The following is an 18,205-nucleotide window of genomic DNA, read 5'->3' as shown; positions in this document are numbered from 1 at the left end:
GGAAGTTACTTTTGCAATTAACTAAATTAATGAATAAACTAAAAACCATTAGAAATGTTGTACAATTCGCTTAGGACTTATGCTATAATATATGAGGATTTTGAAGCTTTTTGCTTCATAATTTCGTGAACTCTCGGTTCTACCGGATTCAAATATATGTGGTTACACATAAAAGATTGAAAGTGAGGGAAATCTATGTCAAAGAAGTATGTATACCTTTTCAGTGAAGGTGATGCTACAATGAAAAACCTCCTTGGAGGTAAGGGTGCCAACCTGGCAGAAATGACTAACATCGGAATTCCAATACCAATGGGATTCACAGTTACTACTGAGGCTTGCAATAAATACTATGATGATGAAAAGGTTATTACACCAGAAATCATCGAAGAGATTCATGCAACCATGAACAAGCTTGAAGAAGTTACAGGAAAATCATTTGGTGGAACAGTTAATCCACTGCTTGTTTCCGTACGTTCAGGTGCAAGAGCTTCCATGCCTGGTATGATGGACACGATCCTGAACCTTGGTCTGAATGATGAGACAGTTGAAGTAGTTGCTAAGGAAACTGGCAATGAAAGATTTGCTTATGACTCTTACAGAAGATTCATCATGATGTTTGCAGACGTAGTTATGGATGTAGACAAGAAAGACTTTGAAGAGATCCTTCATGAAATGAAGGAAGAAAAGGGAGTAGAACTTGACACCGAACTGACTGCTGAGGATCTGAAAGAACTTGTAGTGAAGTTCAAGAACTACTACAAGGAAAGAAAGGGAGAAGACTTCCCACAGGATCCAAGAGCACAGCTGATAGAATCAATAACTGCTGTATTCAGAAGCTGGGACAACCCAAGAGCTAATGTTTATAGAAGAATGAATGATATTCCATCCAGCTGGGGAACCGCTGTAAACGTGCAGGAAATGGTATTCGGAAACAAGGGTGAGACATCAGGATCTGGTGTAGCATTCTCAAGAAACCCTGCAACAGGAGAAAGAAAGATTTTTGCTGAGTATCTGATGAACGCACAGGGTGAAGACGTTGTTGCTGGTATCAGAACACCACAGCCAATTGAAGAACTGGAAAAGCAGATGCCTGAAACATACAACCAGTTCGTTGAAATCGTGAATAAGCTGGAGAACCACTATCACGATATGCAGGATATGGAGTTCACCATTGAAGAAGGTAAACTGTTCTTCCTTCAGACCAGAAATGGTAAGAGAACAGCTCAGGCGGCTCTTAAGATTGCCGTTGACATGGTAGAAGAAGGACTTGTTACAAAAGAACAGGCCATTCTGATGATGGATCCTAAGCAGCTGGACACACTGCTTCATCCAGCGTTTGACACAGAAGAAATGAAGAAGCACGAAATCATTGCAACAGGTCTTCCTGCGTCTCCTGGAGCTGCTACAGGAAAGATTGCTTTCTCTGCTCTTGAAGCTAAAGAAAGACACGAAGCTGGCGAAAAGGTTATTCTTGTTAGACAGGAAACATCACCAGAAGATATCGAAGGAATGATTGCTGCAGAAGGTATTCTGACTGTAAGAGGCGGAATGACTTCCCATGCTGCTGTAGTTGCTAGAGGCATGGGTGCATGCTGCGTAGCTGGTGCAGGTGCAATCAAAGTTGATGAAAAGAACAAGACCATGACTGTTAATGGAAAGGTATACTCTTCTGAGGACTATATTTCCCTTGATGGAAGCACTGGTGACGTATATGAAGGAAACATTGCTACAGTTGAACCAGAAATTTCTGGACACTTTGGTACATTCATGTCCTGGGCTGATGAAATCAGATCACTTAAGGTTAGAACAAATGCAGATACACCACACGATGCTGCACAGGCTATCAAATTTGGTGCAGAAGGTATCGGTCTGACAAGAACCGAGCATATGTTCTTCGCTGAAGATAGAATCTTCATTATGAGACAGATGATCGTAGCTAGAACAGAAGAAGCTAGAAGAGCTGCTCTTGAGAAGCTGCTTCCAATGCAGAAGGGTGATTTCAAGGGACTGTACAAGGCTATGGAAGGACATCCAGTAACTGTTAGATTCCTGGATCCACCACTGCATGAGTTCCTACCTACCAAGGAAAAGGAAATTGCAGATCTTGCAGCAGAGCTGAAGCTTTCCGTTGCTGACCTGAATGGAATTATATCCGACCTTCATGAGTTCAACCCAATGATGGGTCATAGAGGATGCAGACTTTCAATTTCTTACCCAGAAATTGCTGAAATGCAGACCAGAGCAGTTATTGAAGCTGCCATCGAAGTTAATGAAGAAATGGGATGGAATACTGTTCCAGAAATCATGATTCCGCTGGTTGGTGAAGTAAACGAGCTGAAGTATGTGAAGAACATCGTTAAGAAGACAGCTGATGCAATCATCGCTGAAAAGGGTGTTGAACTGAAGTATCTGGTTGGTACTATGATTGAAATTCCAAGAGCTTGTGTAACAGCTGATGAAATTGCTAAAGAAGCTGATTTCTTCTCCTTCGGAACCAATGACCTTACACAGATGTCCTTCGGATTCTCCAGAGATGATGCTGGAACATTCCTGAAGCACTACTATGATAAGAAGATCTACGACTTCGATCCATTTGCAAAGCTTGACCAGACAGGTGTTGGACAGTTTGTAAAGATTGCAGTAGAAAAGGGAAGAGGCGTTAAGGAAAACCTTAAGCTTGGTGTTTGCGGAGAGCACGGTGGAGATCCATCCTCTGTACACTTCTTCCATGAGAATGGACTGGATTATGTTTCCTGCTCACCATTTAGAGTTCCAGTAGCTAGACTTGCTGCAGCTCAGGCTCAGGTTAAGAATCCAAGATAGTAATTCATTTGGTGATATGTATCACCGAACCTAATTAGAAAGAGGATATTATGGCTGTGACGACAGCTGTAATATCCTCTTTTACATTTGCTCAGTCTAAGGAGAGTAGATGATTCGTCGCAATATCTAAATCCTAAATAATCAGGCAGCAACAGGAGTGATTTTGTCATCAGAACCATACAGGTAAGAGATTCAAAATGAGAAGCTGCCGATAGGCTGTATTTCTGAAATCACGTGAGTGAATTTAGAACTAACCACGAGAACCCTGGGATCCTTGTTTTGGTATAGAAAAGCAACGTGGGATCAATAGTTCATCTAGAGTCTCCACGACGATTCGCAATAATAAAGATGCATAGGATAATGAGCAGTTCCTTCTTGAGCGGAGGAGTTGAAGAGCTGTTGGCTGTTTTACGTAAGATACAGAAAGTGTGATATTTTTTGTGAGTTTATGCTTTTGTTAAGGTGAAACGCTATAATTAGAACCACTATATCAACAGCTTGGCTTCTGCTGAACTTATGGAGGCTCAAGTGGTTGAAGTAGAGATTAAACCTCTGTAATGAATAGATTCAGTATAAGTAAACATTTACATGATGATTTTATGAATTAATCAGGAAACGTTTACAAAATGCAAAATCATTAAACGTATGAGATGTATATTAAACCAAATAACTTCTTATAAAGAAATATGCGATTATCTGGGCTGCTGTCAGTGAAGGAATGAGTAAAGTAAACGTAACGTGTTTTGTTTTATGTCTGAAAAACAGCATTCCAAGAAAGACTCCAGCACTTCCGCCAAGCAATGCGAAAGTAAATAGTACTTTTTCTGGAATCCTTCGCTTTGATTTTCGTGCTGATTGCTTGTCAAATAACATAAAATGAAAAGCAAAGATGTTTATTAACTGCATGTAAACATTTAAATAGAGCATAGCGACCTCCTGAAAAACAAATTCTCGAATTTGTATTTGAATACTTATAATTTTTTCTGCATAATATGTATAATATGGTATCTATTATCCTATAATAAGTTCAAAAAAAAATTAAAATCTCTTTAATTAACAAGATAATCAGTGATCAGATACAAAAGTTATCAAATTATATGGATAGAAGCGGTGTTACTGATAAAAATAGCAATAAACAACCAATACAGAATCCGTGAAATCTGTCAGATTATGAATATAGTATAAACAAAAAGTTTCTGTTTTCCATATGTTGTGGTAAAATAGGACTAAGCTTTATTGATTGATGATTTTTAATTCTGTTTATTACATTATTGAAAATGCTACCAACTGGTAAAATCTCACCAGATCAAGCTTTCGTTATTTGAAAAGTAAATAATTATGCCTAATAAGTTGAATTATGATTTGTTAAAAAAGTGCACTATTTATTGGCTTATTTTCAGTAAGAATGTTCCTTTTAACTTCTTTACTGATAATTTGATTAAGAAAACGTTCTATTTTTGACTCAAAAATCAGAGATTATGAACTTTTATTAAAAATTAGTTGATAAATTGTACGTTTTATAATAAAATGAGTAATATCTTAAGCAACACATTCTCAATTACACATTGTTCGGTTTTTAGCTGCTGGCGACATCAGCTTAAAATAAAAGATTATTCAAGGAGGAAGAAAGAATGACAAAAAAGAGAATAGGCTTACTGTTAGCACTTACACTGGTTATGTCAGTTGTATTTACTGCTTGCAGTCCTAAAGAAGAGACTCCTGAGACACCAGGGGAAACTCCAGGCACCGAAACTCCAGGTGAAACACCAGAAGAACCATCCAATGAACCATCCGGTACATTGAAGGTTGGTATCACCGAAGCATCAGGTAACTTCAACCCAGCATACTACTCCTCATCCTATGACGGATATGTAGTAGATCTTGTGTTCCAGGGACTTGCTACACTTAACTTCGAAGGGGATGAATACATTCCTGTTGTTGCTAAAGATTGGGAAATTTCTCCAGATGGTAAGGTTATTACCTTTAATCTGAGAGAAGACGTTGTATTCTCTGACGGAGAACCACTAACAGCTAGTGACGTTGTTTGGACCTACAAGCTGCTCTCCGACCCTTCCTATACAGGAAGATACGGTTCAGTAGTTAAGGACCTTGAAGGTTACGAAGCTTATGCAGCTGGTGAGTCAGAAGAATTCCCAGGTGTTGTTGCCGATGGTGACTACAAAGTTACATTTACTTTTGCTGAAGGCAAGAGAACAAACTTTGCAAACACAACATTTGCTATTATGCCAGAACACTACTATGGTGAAGGTGTAACATACAAGAATACCGCTCCAGTTGAAGAAAAGTCCGCTGCTCCTGTAGGATCAGGACCATACGTACTTGACAACTTTACTGAAGCTCAGTTCATCTATTTGACAAGAAATGACAAGTACACTGGTGAAGGCTACATGATCAAGGAAATCCTTCTCCAGTTCGTAGACCAGTCCACAGACATCGTTCAGCTGATGAACGGTGAAGTTGACCTTCTGGCTGGCGTTATCGAACCAGCTAAGATCAAGGAAGCTAGAGATGGCGGATACTCCATCAACGAATATCCAAGATCCGGTTACGGTTATGTAAACTTCAACACAGAAGCTGGACCAACAGCTGAAGTTGCTGTAAGACAGGCTCTTGCATATGCATTTGACACAGAGTCCTTCGTAAACAGCTACTACAAGGATCCTGATTCAGGTATGGTACTTGCTACAACACAGAACCATCCATTCTCCCAGATTTCTTGGGTTATGAGTGACGAGCTTGTTAGCTCCCTGATTGACTACTCCTACGACATCGAAAAGGCTAAGTCCATTCTGGATGAAGCTGGCTGGGTAGCTGGAGCAGACGGAATCAGAGCTAAGGATGGAAAGCTTCTGGAGCTGAACATCGCAGCTATGCCAGAACATGATATTCTTGCTACACTTATCCCAATGTGGGAAAAGGCTTGGGGACAGGAACTTGGCGTGAAGCTGAATATTTCTTACCTCGAATTCAACACCATTCTTGACTACGTTATTTACAACTCTGATGCGAACGTTGACAAGTGGAGCCTGTTCTTCCTTGCAACATCCATCACAAGTGCTGACCCAGACTCCATCTACTCTGAGTTCCACTCAAATGATGTAGGTTCAGGTAAGGACAACACTTCCAGATACAAGAATGCTGAAGTTGACAGACTTCTTGACGAAGCTAGAAAGATTATGGATCCAGAAGAAGCTAAGCCACTTTATGCAGAAGTTGTAAAGATTCTGAACGAAGAAATGCCAAAGATCGTTGTTTATGCAAACACATACTTTGACCTTTACAATTCAAAGGTTAAGAACTTTAACACCAGCTCCCTGTATGGTTGGGTAAAGGCTGTTAGAGATGCTTACATCGAAGAATAGAATAATATTCTAATTTGAGAAGTTTTAAGGCAGTCTGTTTCAGACTGCCTTTCTACTACAAAAATATATAGGAGCTATGGGGAGTGAAACAATGTTAAAATATATAGCAAGGAGATTGCTGCACCTGATTCCTGTTATGATCGTGATATCCATGGTCATCTACGGAATTATGGAGCTTATGCCAGGTGATGCTGTCCAAGCCTACTTGGGTGTTGGATCAGGTGTTACTGCAGAGCAGCAACAAGCGTTAAAAGAACAGCTTGGATTAGATGGAAATATTGTAGAAAGATATATTAACTGGATGGGAAGAACTCTACAAGGGGACTTTGGACGTTCTATTCTGAAAAGAGCACCAGTTAAAGATATCATTGGAGAGAGTGTTTGGAATACTTTCTTGATCAACTTTATAGGGATGATTTTTGCTTTTGCGATTTCAATACCCGTTGGTATTAAGTCTGCAGTAAATAAGTATAGCAATTTCGATAATTTTTGGACGGTATTTTCCCTAATTGGTGTTTCCATGCCTTCCTTCTTCTTTGCGATGATTCTGATTTTCTTTGTGGGAATTCCAGCAGGATTACCACTTACACTTATGAGAGATCCACTGATGGTTGTTCGTGGATATCCAAGTTTGTGGGCAGAAATTGTTGACGTAGGCAGGCACATGATTATGCCTCTGATCGTACTAGTTATTTCTTCTCTTGCAAGTTTGACAAGATATGTGAGAAATGCTGTACTTGAAGTCATTAATCAGGACTACATCAGAACCGCAAGATCCAAAGGACTTTCTGAGAAAGTTGTTATTTACAAGCATGCATTTAGAAATGCTCTTTTACCGATTGTTACATTGCTTGGTAGCTATATTCCTTCATTATTTGGTGGTTCTCTGATTCTCGAAACCATTTTTAAATGGCCAGGAATCGGAAATACCCTTCACGAAGCGATTTTTAAACAAGATACTTCATTAGTTATGGCAATCAATATTTTCTACGCAGTGCTCATGCTCGCAGGAAACCTGCTGGCTGATATCAGTTATGCACTGGTGGATCCTAGAGTAAAGGTTAGTTAGGAGGGTTTATTATGGAAGACAATAAGAAAAACTATGAGAAAACTACCCAAGCTGCCAATATCGTAGGACCATGGATGATTGCCTGGGGTAGATTTAAGAAGAATAAAACAGCTATGTTCGGAGCAGTATTGTTTATACTGATATTGCTGGCTGTCATTTTTGTACCGATATTTTCTAAGTTTGAACTGAATGATTTTATACTGGATGACAAAAAGTTGCCTCCATCTGGAAAGTATTGGCTAGGCACGGACGAACAGGGAAGAGACGTATTCACAAGACTCTTCCTTGGCGGAAGAACATCAATCATGGTAGGTTTAATCGCAGCAGGATTCACCGTGCTCATTGGAGCTATTGTTGGTGGTGTTGCTGGTTATTATGGTGGAGTTGTAGACAATGCACTTATGAGATTTGCAGAAATTGTTTACTCCATTCCGTTTACACCAACCGTTATTACCATCTCAGGTGCTCTGATGTGGGTAGATTCCAAGTATAAGATGTACCTTGTTATGTTCCTCATTGGTATTTTAAGCTGGCCAGGACTTGCTAGAATGGTAAGAGGGCAGATTCTATCTCTGAGAGAGCAGGAGTTTATGCAAGCAACTGAGATCCTGGGACTTTCCACAAGATCCAGAATTGCAAAACACCTTCTTCCAAATACATACGCATATATTATTGTAAGCGCAACTCTTGGAATGGCTGGTGCGATTCTGACTGAGGCGAGCTTATCTTACCTGGGGCTTGGAGTAACACCTCCAACACCAACATGGGGTAATATGATTGAAAGAGCCAGAAACTCAGATGTATTCAGAAATATGCAATGGCTTTGGGTACCACCCGGTGTAATGATTATGTTGACTGTGTTGAGTATAAATCTGCTTGGTGAAGGGCTGAGAGACGCTTTTGATCCAAAGGAAATTAGGTAGGGTTGATTATGAAGAAAGTATTAGAAGTAAGAAACCTTAAAACACACTTCTTCACAGATAAGGGTGTTGTTAAGGCTGTAGATGGTGTAAATTTTGATTTATATGAAGGAAAAACTCTAGGTATTGTTGGTGAATCCGGATGCGGAAAGAGCATTACCTCCATGAGTATTCTTAAGCTCATTGATAAGAATGGTAAGATTGTTGAAGGAAGCATTATGTATGGGGATAAAGATATCGTCCAGCTTCCTGTAGATGAAATGAGAAAAATCAGAGGAAATGAAATTTCCATGATTTTCCAGGAACCAATGACTTCCTTAAACCCTGTTTTTAGAATTGGAGATCAGATTATTGAATCGATCAAACTTCATCAGGATTTAAGTAAACAGGAAGCCCATGACAAAGCAGTAAATATGCTCAAACTTGTTGGTATTCCTAGAGCAGAGCGTGTAGTTTATGACTATCCTCACCAACTCTCTGGTGGTATGAGACAAAGAGCTATGATCGCCATGGCGCTTGCATGTGATCCTAAGGTTCTGATTGCAGATGAACCGACTACTGCGCTTGATGTAACCATTCAGGCACAGATTCTGTCTTTGATGAACGATCTTAAAGAGAAAACCAATACTGCAATCATGCTGATCACCCATGACCTAGGAGTCGTAGCGCAGATGGCTGATGATGTTATTGTAATGTACTCTGGTAAAGTAGTAGAATCTGCAGAAGTAAAAGAGCTTTATGGGAATCCAAAGCATCCATATACTCAAGGACTTCTGGAATCTATTCCAGATCTTAAGTCAGAGAAGAAGAGACTGAACAGTATTGAGGGTGTAGTTCCAAATCCTATGGAGCTTCCAAAGGGTTGCTACTTTGCTCCAAGATGTAAGTTTGCCATGGATAAGTGCTGGCAGGAAGAGCCAGGGGTATATTTCATAGACAAAGAGAAAAACGGCGAGACGCATCAGGTTAAATGCTTCTTGTATGAAGATAAGTAGGAGGGAAATATGAACGATAATAAAAGAGTATTGCTTGAAGTAAATGATGTTAAAAAATATTTCCCAGTAAAATCTGGTGCTTTTGGTAAGAAGTCCTTTATCAAGGCTGTAGATGGAGTAACCTTCAAATTAAATGAAGGAGAGACCATCGGTCTTGTAGGCGAATCAGGATGCGGAAAATCTACCCTTGGCCGAACCATCGTAAGATTATATGACCCAACAGATGGACAGATCATCTATCATGGAAAAGCCATTGATGGGGATATCGCAACACTGAAGGGAGCACAGCTGAAGTCACTGAGACGAGAGATGCAGCTGATTTTCCAGGATCCATACAGCTCTCTGAACCCAAGACTTAACGTAAGTAATATTGTGGGTGAATCACTGCTTTCCCATAATCTTGTTAAGCCTGGAGAAGAGTATAAGAACAGAGTAATGGAGATCATCGAGATGTGTGGTCTTTCACCATATCACATCTATAGATATCCTCATCAGTTCTCTGGTGGACAAAGACAAAGAATTGGAATTGCTAGAGCACTTGCTTTAAATCCTGATTTTATTGTGGCTGATGAGCCAGTTTCCGCTCTTGACGTATCGATTCAATCACAGATTCTGAATCTGATGATGGATCTTCAGGAAAGAATGGGACTATCTTATCTCTTTATCTCCCATGACCTTAGTGTTGTAAAACACATCAGTGACAGAATTGGAGTTATGTATTTGGGTTCTTTGGTTGAACTGGCTGGGAAGCATGCACTATATGATCAACCTACTCACCCATATACAAGAGCGCTTTTGGCAGCGATTCCTGTTCCAGATCCAACACATCTGAGAAAGATGGAACCAATCATTGGAGAACTGCCAAGTAATGTAAATACTCCACCAGGATGTAAGTTCCACACAAGATGTCCTTATGCAAAGGATATCTGTAAAGAGCAGATTCCAATACTAAGAGAGTTTAATCCAGTGAAGCATCCGAATCATTTTGTAGCTTGTCACTTTGCAGGCGAAATATAATATTTGTAACTCATAGGTTAAAAAGGAGGGATAATTTAATGCAGATTTTTGGGAAACATCGATTTGATGATGTGGAACCCGATATGGAAGCAGATGTAAAGCTTGAAAGAGGCGATCTGATGGCAATGGCGTTTGCCATGGCTACCTATCTGTTTCCGATTGTTGTCGGTTTCTATGCTTTTTTTGCCCTCCTGACATGGATTATGTTTTACTAATTCCAAAAAACTTGCTGCTTAGCAGCAAGTTTTTTTATTTATATATGAAATCAATGAATGGGTAAAAACACATAGGTGGATAATGATTATATATGAATATCTCTCAAGTCCAAATAAAGGATTCGAAGGATTTTTGTAGAATAATACAATATAGGAGGTGGGATATTGAGTATTCGAGAGAGAATAGAACGGAATGAAGAACTGACGTTAATTAAAGAGGCCTGTTTCTCCAAAAATTCAAGAGGAAGAGAAGTGGAAGAAGAGTTGGACTCTTACCGGACGTGTTTTATGCATGATCGAGATAGGATTATACATTCAAAGTCCTTTCGCAGATTAAAACACAAGACTCAAGTTTACATCAAAACCACTGGTGATCATTATCGTACAAGACTAACTCATACATTGGAGGTCTCACAAATAGCGAGAACCATTGCCAGAGGCATTGCTGTGAACGAGGATTTGGTGGAAGCCATAACCCTTGGACATGATCTTGGTCATGTGGCATTTGCTCATAATGGCGAAGAAGTGCTGAATGAAAGACTGCCGGGGGGATTCAGGCATAACGAGCAGTCCGTGCGCGTTTTAAAGAAGCTAGAGAAAGATGGAAAAGGACTTAATATTACTTTCGAAGTGCTAGATGGTGTGCTGCATCATAGCGGCCTGAAATCCGGTGAAGCCAGTAGCACGATTGAAGGACAAATTGCGCGGTTTGCAGATAAAATCGCTTATGTCAACCATGATATCGATGACTCGATCCGTGCCGGTCTATTAAATGTTACAGACTTGCCAAAGGAGCATATTGAGGTTTTGGGTTACACCCACAGCAAAAGAATTGATACTCTGGTACGCAAGTTAGTGGATGAGACCAATAAGAACATCTTTAAAGGGGAGTTTACAGTGGCTCTGCCTGAAGACATCTTCAATGCACTCTATGGTCTTAGGGCATTTCTATTTAAGAATATCTATAACGGCGAGCACTTGAAAGAAGAGAGAGATAAGGCTAAGTTTCTTCTAGGTCAGCTTTATGATTATTATTTGAAGAAAATTGAGGAAATGCCTGAACTGTATCAGAAAATAGCTGAAGAAGAGGGGAAAGAGCGTGCTGTAGCAGACTATATCGCTGGCATGACAGATGATTATGCTATAATCCTATTCAATCAGATATTTGTGCCCAAAATTGTCATCTACTGAGGTTAATGGTATAATTTATGTTTGGGACTATGAAAAAAAGGTGTGAATGCATTGTACGTGTCTGAAGAGATCATTGAAAAAATTAAAGACAGCAACGATATTTTAGATGTTATCTCTGAAACCGTGCCGCTTAAAAAATCAGGTAGAAACTATTGGGGATTGTGTCCATTTCATAATGAAAAAACTCCCTCCTTTAGTGTCACTCAAGATAAGCAGCTTTTTAAGTGCTTCGGATGTGGTGAAGGAGGAAATGTCATTACTTTCATCATGAAAACCCGAAATCTCGGTTTTAATGAAGCTTTGAGAATCCTTGCTGAGAGGGCAAACATCCCATTTGAGGAGAGCCCTGAGAAGAAGAGAGAAAAGGATAGGCTTGAAGTTTTCTATAAGATGCATGTGGATGCAGCACGGTTTTTCTTTCAGAATCTCTCGAATAATAAAGAGGTTCGAGAGTATCTCTATAAAAGAGGGATTAAGGACCAAACCATCAGATCTTTTGGATTAGGCTATGCACTGAATTCCTGGGACAGTTTACTGAAATATCTTCGATCCAGAAGATATAAAGAAGAGGATATCGTTAAGTGCGGTCTAGCAACAAAGAGTGAAAAGGGTAAAGTTTATGACAGATTTCGTAATAGGATTATTTTTCCTGTTTTTGACATTCGAGGAAGAGTGATTGCTTTTGGAGCTCGAGTACTTGATGATACAAAACCCAAGTATCTGAATTCTCCAGAAACACCCATTTACAATAAGGGCACCCATTTGTATGGATTGAATTTTGCTAAGAAAAACAGCAAAGAAACAAGCCTTATTATGGTAGAAGGGTATATGGATTTAATCAGCTTAAGCCAAGCGGGCATTCAGAACGTCGTCGCTTCTCTGGGAACAGCATTAACTAAAATTCAGGGGAGACTTTTACGAAGGAATTCTGAAGAAGTTTATATCTGCTATGATGCGGATACGGCAGGACAAAAAGCTACCGTAAGAGGCCTTGAGATTCTCCAAGCCGAAGGTGTGAAAGTGAAGGTTGTGCAAATCTCAAAAGGGAAAGATCCAGATGACTATGTTCGTGAAGAAGGTAAAGAAGGATTTTTGAAGCTGCTTGAAAATGCATTACCTCTGATGGAGTACAAGCTGATTCAGGAGAAAGAAGGACTTAATCTTGATTCTGATGAAGGGCGTATTACTTATACAAAACGGATTGCTGAAATCTTAAATGAGCTGGATCCTATTGAGAAAGAGGTCTACTTACAAAAGGTATCGGAAGATGCAGGTATATCTGAACGTGCCATTAGAAAGTACATGGGAAATCAGAATGAAAATTCTACTTTGGGAACACCGTATCCCGAGAATCTTACTGTATATATTGAGCAAGGACATGTGAAAGCAGAGCGGAGTCTTCTTAAGATATTATCTGAGAACCGGTCTTATCTCAACGAACGAATCAGTTTGAGTGATTTCATTGTACCAGCACATCAGAAGATATACCGGATATTAGAAAACTATGAAAATGGCGAAATCAGTCTTCAAAGTTATGTGTTGAGTCAATGCGATGATGCAGAAAGCTCAAAGGAATGGACTCTGATTGGTCAGGTGGCAGAGATACCGGAGGTGGATGTAGAAGTTCTTATTGATGACTTCTTAAAAACAATCAATCATTATAAGGGTAAAATAAAGCAAAAAAAGTTACAACAGGAAATAAAGGCTTTAGAAAAAGCTGGAAATTTTGAAGAGTCGGTAAAACTTGCCAATGAACTGATTTCTCTTCAAAAGACTTTAGGGAGGTATTGATATGGCTGCAAAAAAGAAAATAAGCACAGAGAATATGGAGAATATTGCTGAGGACCTGATGACAGAGAATCAGGAAGAGGTACAGAAGCCAAAAGGGAAAAAGTCTGTGAAAAGTGAGAGCGCTGGAGCTGCGAAAGGGCGAAAGAAGAAAGTTGCTCCGAAAAAAGATGAGATGCAAGAAGATGAAGAGAACCTGGACAGCGATGATGTTCTGGATGATATGAATAAGGAAGAAAAGAAAGTACAGGATAAAGAGTATCAGATGTCTGTGGTTAAGAAATTAATCGACAAAGGCAAGAAAGCTGGGAATATCACAGAAAAGGAAATCCTTGACGATCTTCAGGAAATCGATCTTTCTCCCGACCAGATTGATAAGATTTATGAAACCCTCGAAGGTTTGAATATTGAAATCATTGGGGATGTGGAGGAAGAGGAAGATACTGAGATTGACCTTTCAGTTCCTGAAGGTGTGGCCATCGATGATCCTGTCAGAATGTATCTGAAAGAAATCGGTAAGGTACCGCTTCTCACTTCAGAAGAAGAGGTTGCTCTGGCCAAACGTATTGAAGCGGGTGATGAGTATGCAGCAAAACAACTTGCTGAAGCAAACTTAAGACTTGTAGTTTCAATTGCCAAGAGATATGTAGGAAGAGGTATGCTGTTTCTAGACCTGATTCAGGAAGGTAATCTGGGACTGATTAAGGCTGTTGAAAAGTTTGATTTCACAAAAGGATTTAAATTCTCAACCTATGCCACCTGGTGGATTCGTCAGGCAATTACAAGAGCCATCGCAGACCAAGCACGTACCATCAGAATTCCAGTTCATATGGTGGAAACCATCAATAAGCTCATTCGTATAGAACGTCAGTTATTGCAAGAGTTAGGACGTGCCCCACAAGCAGAGGAAATTGCGGAAATCATGGAAATGCCTCCTGAGAAGGTTAGGGAAATCATGAAAATTGCGCAGGAACCAGTTTCATTGGAAACACCAATTGGTGAGGAGGAAGACAGCCATTTGGGAGACTTCATCCCAGATGATGATGCATTGGCTCCAGCGGAAGCTGCAGCTTTTACAATGCTGAAGGAACAGCTCATCAGTGTATTAGATACCTTAACCCCTCGTGAGGAGAAAGTGCTCAGACTTCGTTTTGGACTTGATGATGGCCGCTCCAGAACTTTGGAGGAAGTTGGAAAAGAGTTTAATGTCACAAGAGAAAGAATCCGACAGATTGAAGCAAAAGCTTTAAGAAAACTAAGACACCCATCCAGAAGCAAAAAGCTGAAGGACTATTTAGATTAACAGAGAAGCACCTTCGGGTGCTTTTGTTCTATAATAATTAGAGAGAGTGGCTGAATATGGAAATGATACTGAGCTTTCAGATCAAACTGCTCTCTGGAGGAATGGACTCAAAGGGGTGAAGACAGTTCTATATATTCAAACTGTTATATTATTATGGAAATAACCCAGGAAACCAGGCGGCAAGCCATTATATGCTATAATTACAGTAGGTGATGAGAATGAAGTTTTTTCCTGAACGGTCTCAGTTCATAAATAATCTGATATTGACACTCATTGGATTTTTAGTGACAATGGGATTGATTTTGCGTTTCAGCGATAGTGTTCTACTTAAAAGTCTTATGATGCTTCTGATATTTATACTTATCCTCATATCAGGGTATTACTTTGTGCTGCTGAAGACGCTATACTATGAAATAAATGAAGATAACGTTGTCATTGGGAGCGCTTTTCGATTTTTAAATCATATCATTCCTCTCAAAGATATTCGTTTTTTTACAGAGAGAATCACGTTACTCAACCACAGTGGTTTGGCTGGAATGCTCAGTAAAAGATTCTCAGTGGGAAAAGGATACATGAAAGGACTTGGGAAAGTAGAGATGTATATTACAAGTTCTAGAAAGACAATTTATTTTGGTACAGATTACAAAAATTATGCCATATCGCCAGAGAATATGGCAGCATTCTCACAGGCGCTTCTGAAAAAAGGAATACCGGAAAAATTTCCACAAAGGTCTCTGCTTGAATCCGATATTTTGGAAAGTGATGAAAAATTGAAGCAATATTTCGTATTGAACACATTGATGATCTTGATTTATATTGGTGTTCCTCTGGTTCTGTTCTATCAGAGTGCACTCCCGGAATATATGTCGACCCATCAACTGGATGCTTCAACACTTTCATATATGCCTGTGAAGGTTTTTCTTGATAGAACTGTTCTTGTTGGAATCAGCGCATTCTTTTTGAATTTGCTTGTCTTCTTTGGTGGAAAAGTATATGAGAGGATTGATCGGATTTACTATTATAGAGTCATGCTGATTCCCCTTGTCATCGTATCGTTTCTGCTGCTGAATCTAGCAAATGTTCTAATACCAGTATTTGTGTAACATAAATCAGCGAGAACTCTCCCATCCTCGATAAGTGGGGGATGAATCGCTTTTTATTTTGTCCTGCGTGTCTAGCAAGCAGTTAATTGCTAAGTGGTGAGAGTCCAGTCTGAGTGAATGCCAAGATACTCACTTTGCATTCGGCCAGTTTTATCATGTTTGTGGATATAATTGCAGCGAGGTAAAAAATCGCCTTCTGAGAATGGGCTTGGCCAAATTGTCAGGCTACGCATGACAAAGACCATAAGGCTGCGAAACACTACTGAAAAAAGGTTGATATAAATTCTATAGGGGGACCACCCGATGAGATTGGATATAGTTATCTCATAAGAAATATTGACCAAGAACCTCCTACTTTAGAATGAGGTGAATCATTTAAGTGTGAGTAGTTCAGAATAGGTGGTATAATTGAAGAGAATTATACAAAAATAAAAGGAGCAGATATGGATCTGAGCAAAAGATTGCAAAAAGTTTCTGAGATGGTGCCAATGTGCCATACAGTGGCAGATATTGGTACTGATCATGGGTTTGCCTTGATTTCACTATTGAAACTGGGGAAAATTGAGAAGGGTATTGCTTCTGACAATAAAGCTATGCCTCTAGAGAAAGCCAGAAGAAATGCAGAAGAGGAAGGCCAATCAGAGGTTATGAGCTTTCGGTTAGGGAGCGGATTTGAGACGTTGGAGCCTGGTGAAGCAAATGGAGCAATTCTCGCAGGAATGGGAGGGATTCTCATGGTGGAACTATTAGAATCTGCTCAACCGGTAGTAGAGAAGTTTGAGTTTTTACTTCTGCAGCCAGCTCAAAATCCTGAAATTTTGAGAAAATACCTGTATCAGAATAACTTTGAGATCATGGATGAAGAACTGGTGCAAGAAGAACGAAGGTTTTATGAGTATTTTCTGGTGAGAAAATCGAAAAAAGATGTGGATATCTATCCATCTATTTGCGAGTATTCCATTGGGAGCATATTGCTTGAGAAAAAACATCCGTTACTACAGGTGTATATTGAATCTAAGATTCAGGAGTTGGCAATTATTTCTGAGAAGATTCATGGAACCACAGAGAATGCTAAGATAAAGATGGAACGTCTTAACTATAAAATGAGAGAGCTAAGGAGAGTTAAAGATGAGTACTTATGTTAAGGATTTTATGAAGCTTGTGGAATCCCATGCACCTGTTTCTTATAAGGAAGACTATGATAATGTTGGGCTTATGGTAGGTGATGATAAGGCTGAAGTAAAAGGGATTTTATTTTCTATGGATACCACCTTGGATGTGATTCAGGAGGCAAAAGAAAGAGGAGCAAACCTGATTGTTTCTCATCATCCGATGCTTTTTATGAAGCCAACCTCCATTACCAATAAAACCCTTCAGGGAAGAAAGATCATTGAGCTGATTAAAAATGATATATCTGTGTACGCAGCGCATACAAACCTGGATTCTGTAAAAGATGGTATGAATGATACAATCGTGCGCATGTTTGATTATGTTGATTTTGATATTATTGAACAGTGTCCCTTTGATTTTGATTCAGGTATCGGAAGAATTGTCTATCTTAGAAGACCTGTGAAGCTCATTGATTTCATTGAGAAGACAAAGAAGGTTCTTGAAGTTCAAAATTTAAGATATGTTGGGAACCCAGGCCAAACAATCAGGCGTGTTGCCATTATCAATGGAAGCGGTCAAAGTTATATCCGTCAAGCATTGAGAGAGGGAGCAGACTGCATTCTTACGGGGGATACCACGTATCATCATGTTCAGGAACTGGAAGAACAAGGTATCGCTGTAGTTGATCCTGGGCATTTTCTTTCAGAAAAGAAAGTATTCTATAAAATTATGGAGAGAATGATGAAAGAATTTTCTGCTGTCCACGATGTGCCTTATTTTTTCTCCGAAAGAGAAGAAGATCCCTATAAGTTCATCTGATCGTTCAAGATAGAAGATGTATTGAGCATTATGGAATATTACAATATGACTTGAAACCATAACAGAGGGTGCTTCGTTTTACAAATGATGAAAACTCTGATATGATAAATGGGCAAGTAAGCCAGATAATCGCTGCTGATGTAAATCAGGAGAGGAAAGTCCGAGCATTATAGAGCAGGGTGCTGGGTAACTCCCAGTGAGGGTGACCTTAAGGAAAGTGCAACAGAGAGATACCGCCTCAATTGAGGTAAGGGTGGAAAGGTGAGGTAAGAGCTCACCAGCGCATTGGTGACTTTGCGGCTATGTAAACCCCACTTGATGCAAGGCCGAATAGAGGGACATGAAGAGGCTGCTCGTCTCGTCCCCGGGTGCGCCGCTTGAGTCCTTTAGTAATACTGGACCTAGACAGATGATTATCAAATACAGAACTCGGCTTATAGGCTTGCTTGCAAATGAAGGACTGATTATT

General features: G+C 39.7%; 14 protein-coding genes and 1 other RNA gene. 14 read left to right on the top strand and 1 reads right to left on the bottom strand.

Annotated features, from left to right (window positions below; all coding sequences use genetic code 11):
- Positions 1-195 precede the first annotated feature (195 nt).
- Positions 196-2,823, top strand: coding sequence for a pyruvate, phosphate dikinase (gene ppdK, locus DEF30_RS03865; RefSeq protein ID WP_294096685.1), 2,628 nt, complete (start codon positions 196-198; stop codon positions 2,821-2,823).
- Positions 2,824-3,480: 657 nt separating this feature from the next.
- Here ppdK and DEF30_RS03860 read toward each other — a convergent pair.
- Positions 3,481-3,750: a DUF1294 domain-containing protein gene (locus DEF30_RS03860; protein ID WP_294096683.1), complete on the bottom strand. Its 270-nt coding sequence runs from the start codon at positions 3,748-3,750 to the stop codon at positions 3,481-3,483.
- A 704-nt stretch (positions 3,751-4,454) separates the two neighbouring features.
- On the opposite strand from DEF30_RS03860, the gene DEF30_RS03855 reads away from it, so the two are divergent.
- The 13 genes from DEF30_RS03855 (at position 4,455) to rnpB (ending at position 18,189) form a co-directional block, all read left to right on the top strand.
- On the top strand, positions 4,455-6,206 hold the full coding sequence (locus DEF30_RS03855; protein WP_294096681.1) for an ABC transporter substrate-binding protein: 1,752 nt from the start codon (positions 4,455-4,457) through the stop codon (positions 6,204-6,206).
- 91 nt (positions 6,207-6,297) lie between these two features.
- A complete protein-coding gene (locus DEF30_RS03850; protein ID WP_294096679.1) occupies positions 6,298-7,275 on the top strand; it encodes an ABC transporter permease in 978 nt (325 codons plus the stop codon).
- 11 nt (positions 7,276-7,286) lie between these two features.
- Positions 7,287-8,198 (top strand): oligopeptide ABC transporter permease, encoded by a 912-nt coding sequence (opp4C, locus tag DEF30_RS03845; RefSeq protein WP_294096677.1) that lies wholly within the window; start codon positions 7,287-7,289, stop codon positions 8,196-8,198.
- 8 nt (positions 8,199-8,206) lie between these two features.
- Positions 8,207-9,190: an ABC transporter ATP-binding protein gene (locus DEF30_RS03840; RefSeq protein ID WP_294096675.1), complete on the top strand. Its 984-nt coding sequence runs from the start codon at positions 8,207-8,209 to the stop codon at positions 9,188-9,190.
- A gap of 9 nt (positions 9,191-9,199) precedes the next feature.
- Entirely contained in the window at positions 9,200-10,207 is a 1,008-nt protein-coding gene (locus DEF30_RS03835) for an oligopeptide/dipeptide ABC transporter ATP-binding protein (RefSeq protein WP_294096673.1), read from the top strand.
- 38 nt (positions 10,208-10,245) lie between these two features.
- Positions 10,246-10,422, top strand: coding sequence for a hypothetical protein (locus tag DEF30_RS03830; RefSeq protein WP_155953233.1), 177 nt, complete (start codon positions 10,246-10,248; stop codon positions 10,420-10,422).
- Between the two features lie 165 nt (positions 10,423-10,587).
- The gene (locus tag DEF30_RS03825) at positions 10,588-11,613 is read left to right on the top strand and encodes a deoxyguanosinetriphosphate triphosphohydrolase (protein ID WP_294096671.1); all 1,026 of its coding nucleotides are present in this window, start codon (positions 10,588-10,590) and stop codon (positions 11,611-11,613) included.
- Between the two features lie 42 nt (positions 11,614-11,655).
- Positions 11,656-13,404 carry a DNA primase gene (gene dnaG, locus DEF30_RS03820; protein WP_294096669.1) on the top strand — a complete coding sequence of 583 codons (1,749 nt, stop codon included), beginning with the start codon at positions 11,656-11,658 and terminating at the stop codon, positions 13,402-13,404.
- 220 nt (positions 13,405-13,624) lie between these two features.
- Positions 13,625-14,704: an RNA polymerase sigma factor RpoD gene (gene rpoD / locus DEF30_RS03815; protein ID WP_074910925.1), complete on the top strand. Its 1,080-nt coding sequence runs from the start codon at positions 13,625-13,627 to the stop codon at positions 14,702-14,704.
- 218 nt (positions 14,705-14,922) lie between these two features.
- A complete protein-coding gene (locus DEF30_RS03810) occupies positions 14,923-15,807 on the top strand; it encodes a PH domain-containing protein (RefSeq protein ID WP_294096667.1) in 885 nt (294 codons plus the stop codon).
- A gap of 443 nt (positions 15,808-16,250) precedes the next feature.
- The gene (locus DEF30_RS03805; RefSeq protein ID WP_294096665.1) at positions 16,251-16,952 is read left to right on the top strand and encodes a class I SAM-dependent methyltransferase; all 702 of its coding nucleotides are present in this window, start codon (positions 16,251-16,253) and stop codon (positions 16,950-16,952) included.
- Positions 16,936-17,736, top strand: a complete 801-nt coding sequence (locus DEF30_RS03800) for a Nif3-like dinuclear metal center hexameric protein (protein ID WP_294096663.1) — start codon at positions 16,936-16,938, stop codon at positions 17,734-17,736. The genes DEF30_RS03805 and DEF30_RS03800 overlap by 17 nt, the downstream gene beginning before the upstream one ends.
- Before the next feature lie 113 nt (positions 17,737-17,849).
- Positions 17,850-18,189: RNase P RNA component class A (gene rnpB, locus DEF30_RS03795), an RNA gene on the top strand.
- Positions 18,190-18,205: the final 16 nt, after the last annotated feature.

The organism is Proteiniclasticum sp. (genome assembly GCF_003514505.1).
GTDB lineage: Bacteria > Bacillota > Clostridia > Clostridiales > Clostridiaceae > Proteiniclasticum.
Note: the sequence above shows the minus strand (reverse complement) of the source record. Positions and strands in the feature narration are given on the sequence as shown.

What these genes read in the sequence shown, in the direction of transcription:
- DEF30_RS03800 (WP_294096663.1), top strand. Translation starts at nt 16,936, where the DNA reads ATGAGTACTTATGTTAAGGATTTTATGAAGCTTGTGGAATCCCATGCA.
- DEF30_RS03805 (WP_294096665.1), top strand. Translation starts at nt 16,251, where the DNA reads ATGGATCTGAGCAAAAGATTGCAAAAAGTTTCTGAGATGGTGCCAATG.
- DEF30_RS03850 (WP_294096679.1), top strand. Translation starts at nt 6,298, where the DNA reads ATGTTAAAATATATAGCAAGGAGATTGCTGCACCTGATTCCTGTTATG.
- DEF30_RS03835 (WP_294096673.1), top strand. Translation starts at nt 9,200, where the DNA reads ATGAACGATAATAAAAGAGTATTGCTTGAAGTAAATGATGTTAAAAAA.
- DEF30_RS03855 (WP_294096681.1), top strand. Translation starts at nt 4,455, where the DNA reads ATGACAAAAAAGAGAATAGGCTTACTGTTAGCACTTACACTGGTTATG.
- DEF30_RS03810 (WP_294096667.1), top strand. Translation starts at nt 14,923, where the DNA reads ATGAAGTTTTTTCCTGAACGGTCTCAGTTCATAAATAATCTGATATTG.
- DEF30_RS03840 (WP_294096675.1), top strand. Translation starts at nt 8,207, where the DNA reads ATGAAGAAAGTATTAGAAGTAAGAAACCTTAAAACACACTTCTTCACA.
- DEF30_RS03860 (WP_294096683.1), bottom strand. Translation starts at nt 3,750, where the DNA reads ATGCTCTATTTAAATGTTTACATGCAGTTAATAAACATCTTTGCTTTT.
- rpoD (WP_074910925.1), top strand. Translation starts at nt 13,625, where the DNA reads ATGAATAAGGAAGAAAAGAAAGTACAGGATAAAGAGTATCAGATGTCT.
- ppdK (WP_294096685.1), top strand. Translation starts at nt 196, where the DNA reads ATGTCAAAGAAGTATGTATACCTTTTCAGTGAAGGTGATGCTACAATG.
- DEF30_RS03830 (WP_155953233.1), top strand. Translation starts at nt 10,246, where the DNA reads ATGCAGATTTTTGGGAAACATCGATTTGATGATGTGGAACCCGATATG.
- opp4C (WP_294096677.1), top strand. Translation starts at nt 7,287, where the DNA reads ATGGAAGACAATAAGAAAAACTATGAGAAAACTACCCAAGCTGCCAAT.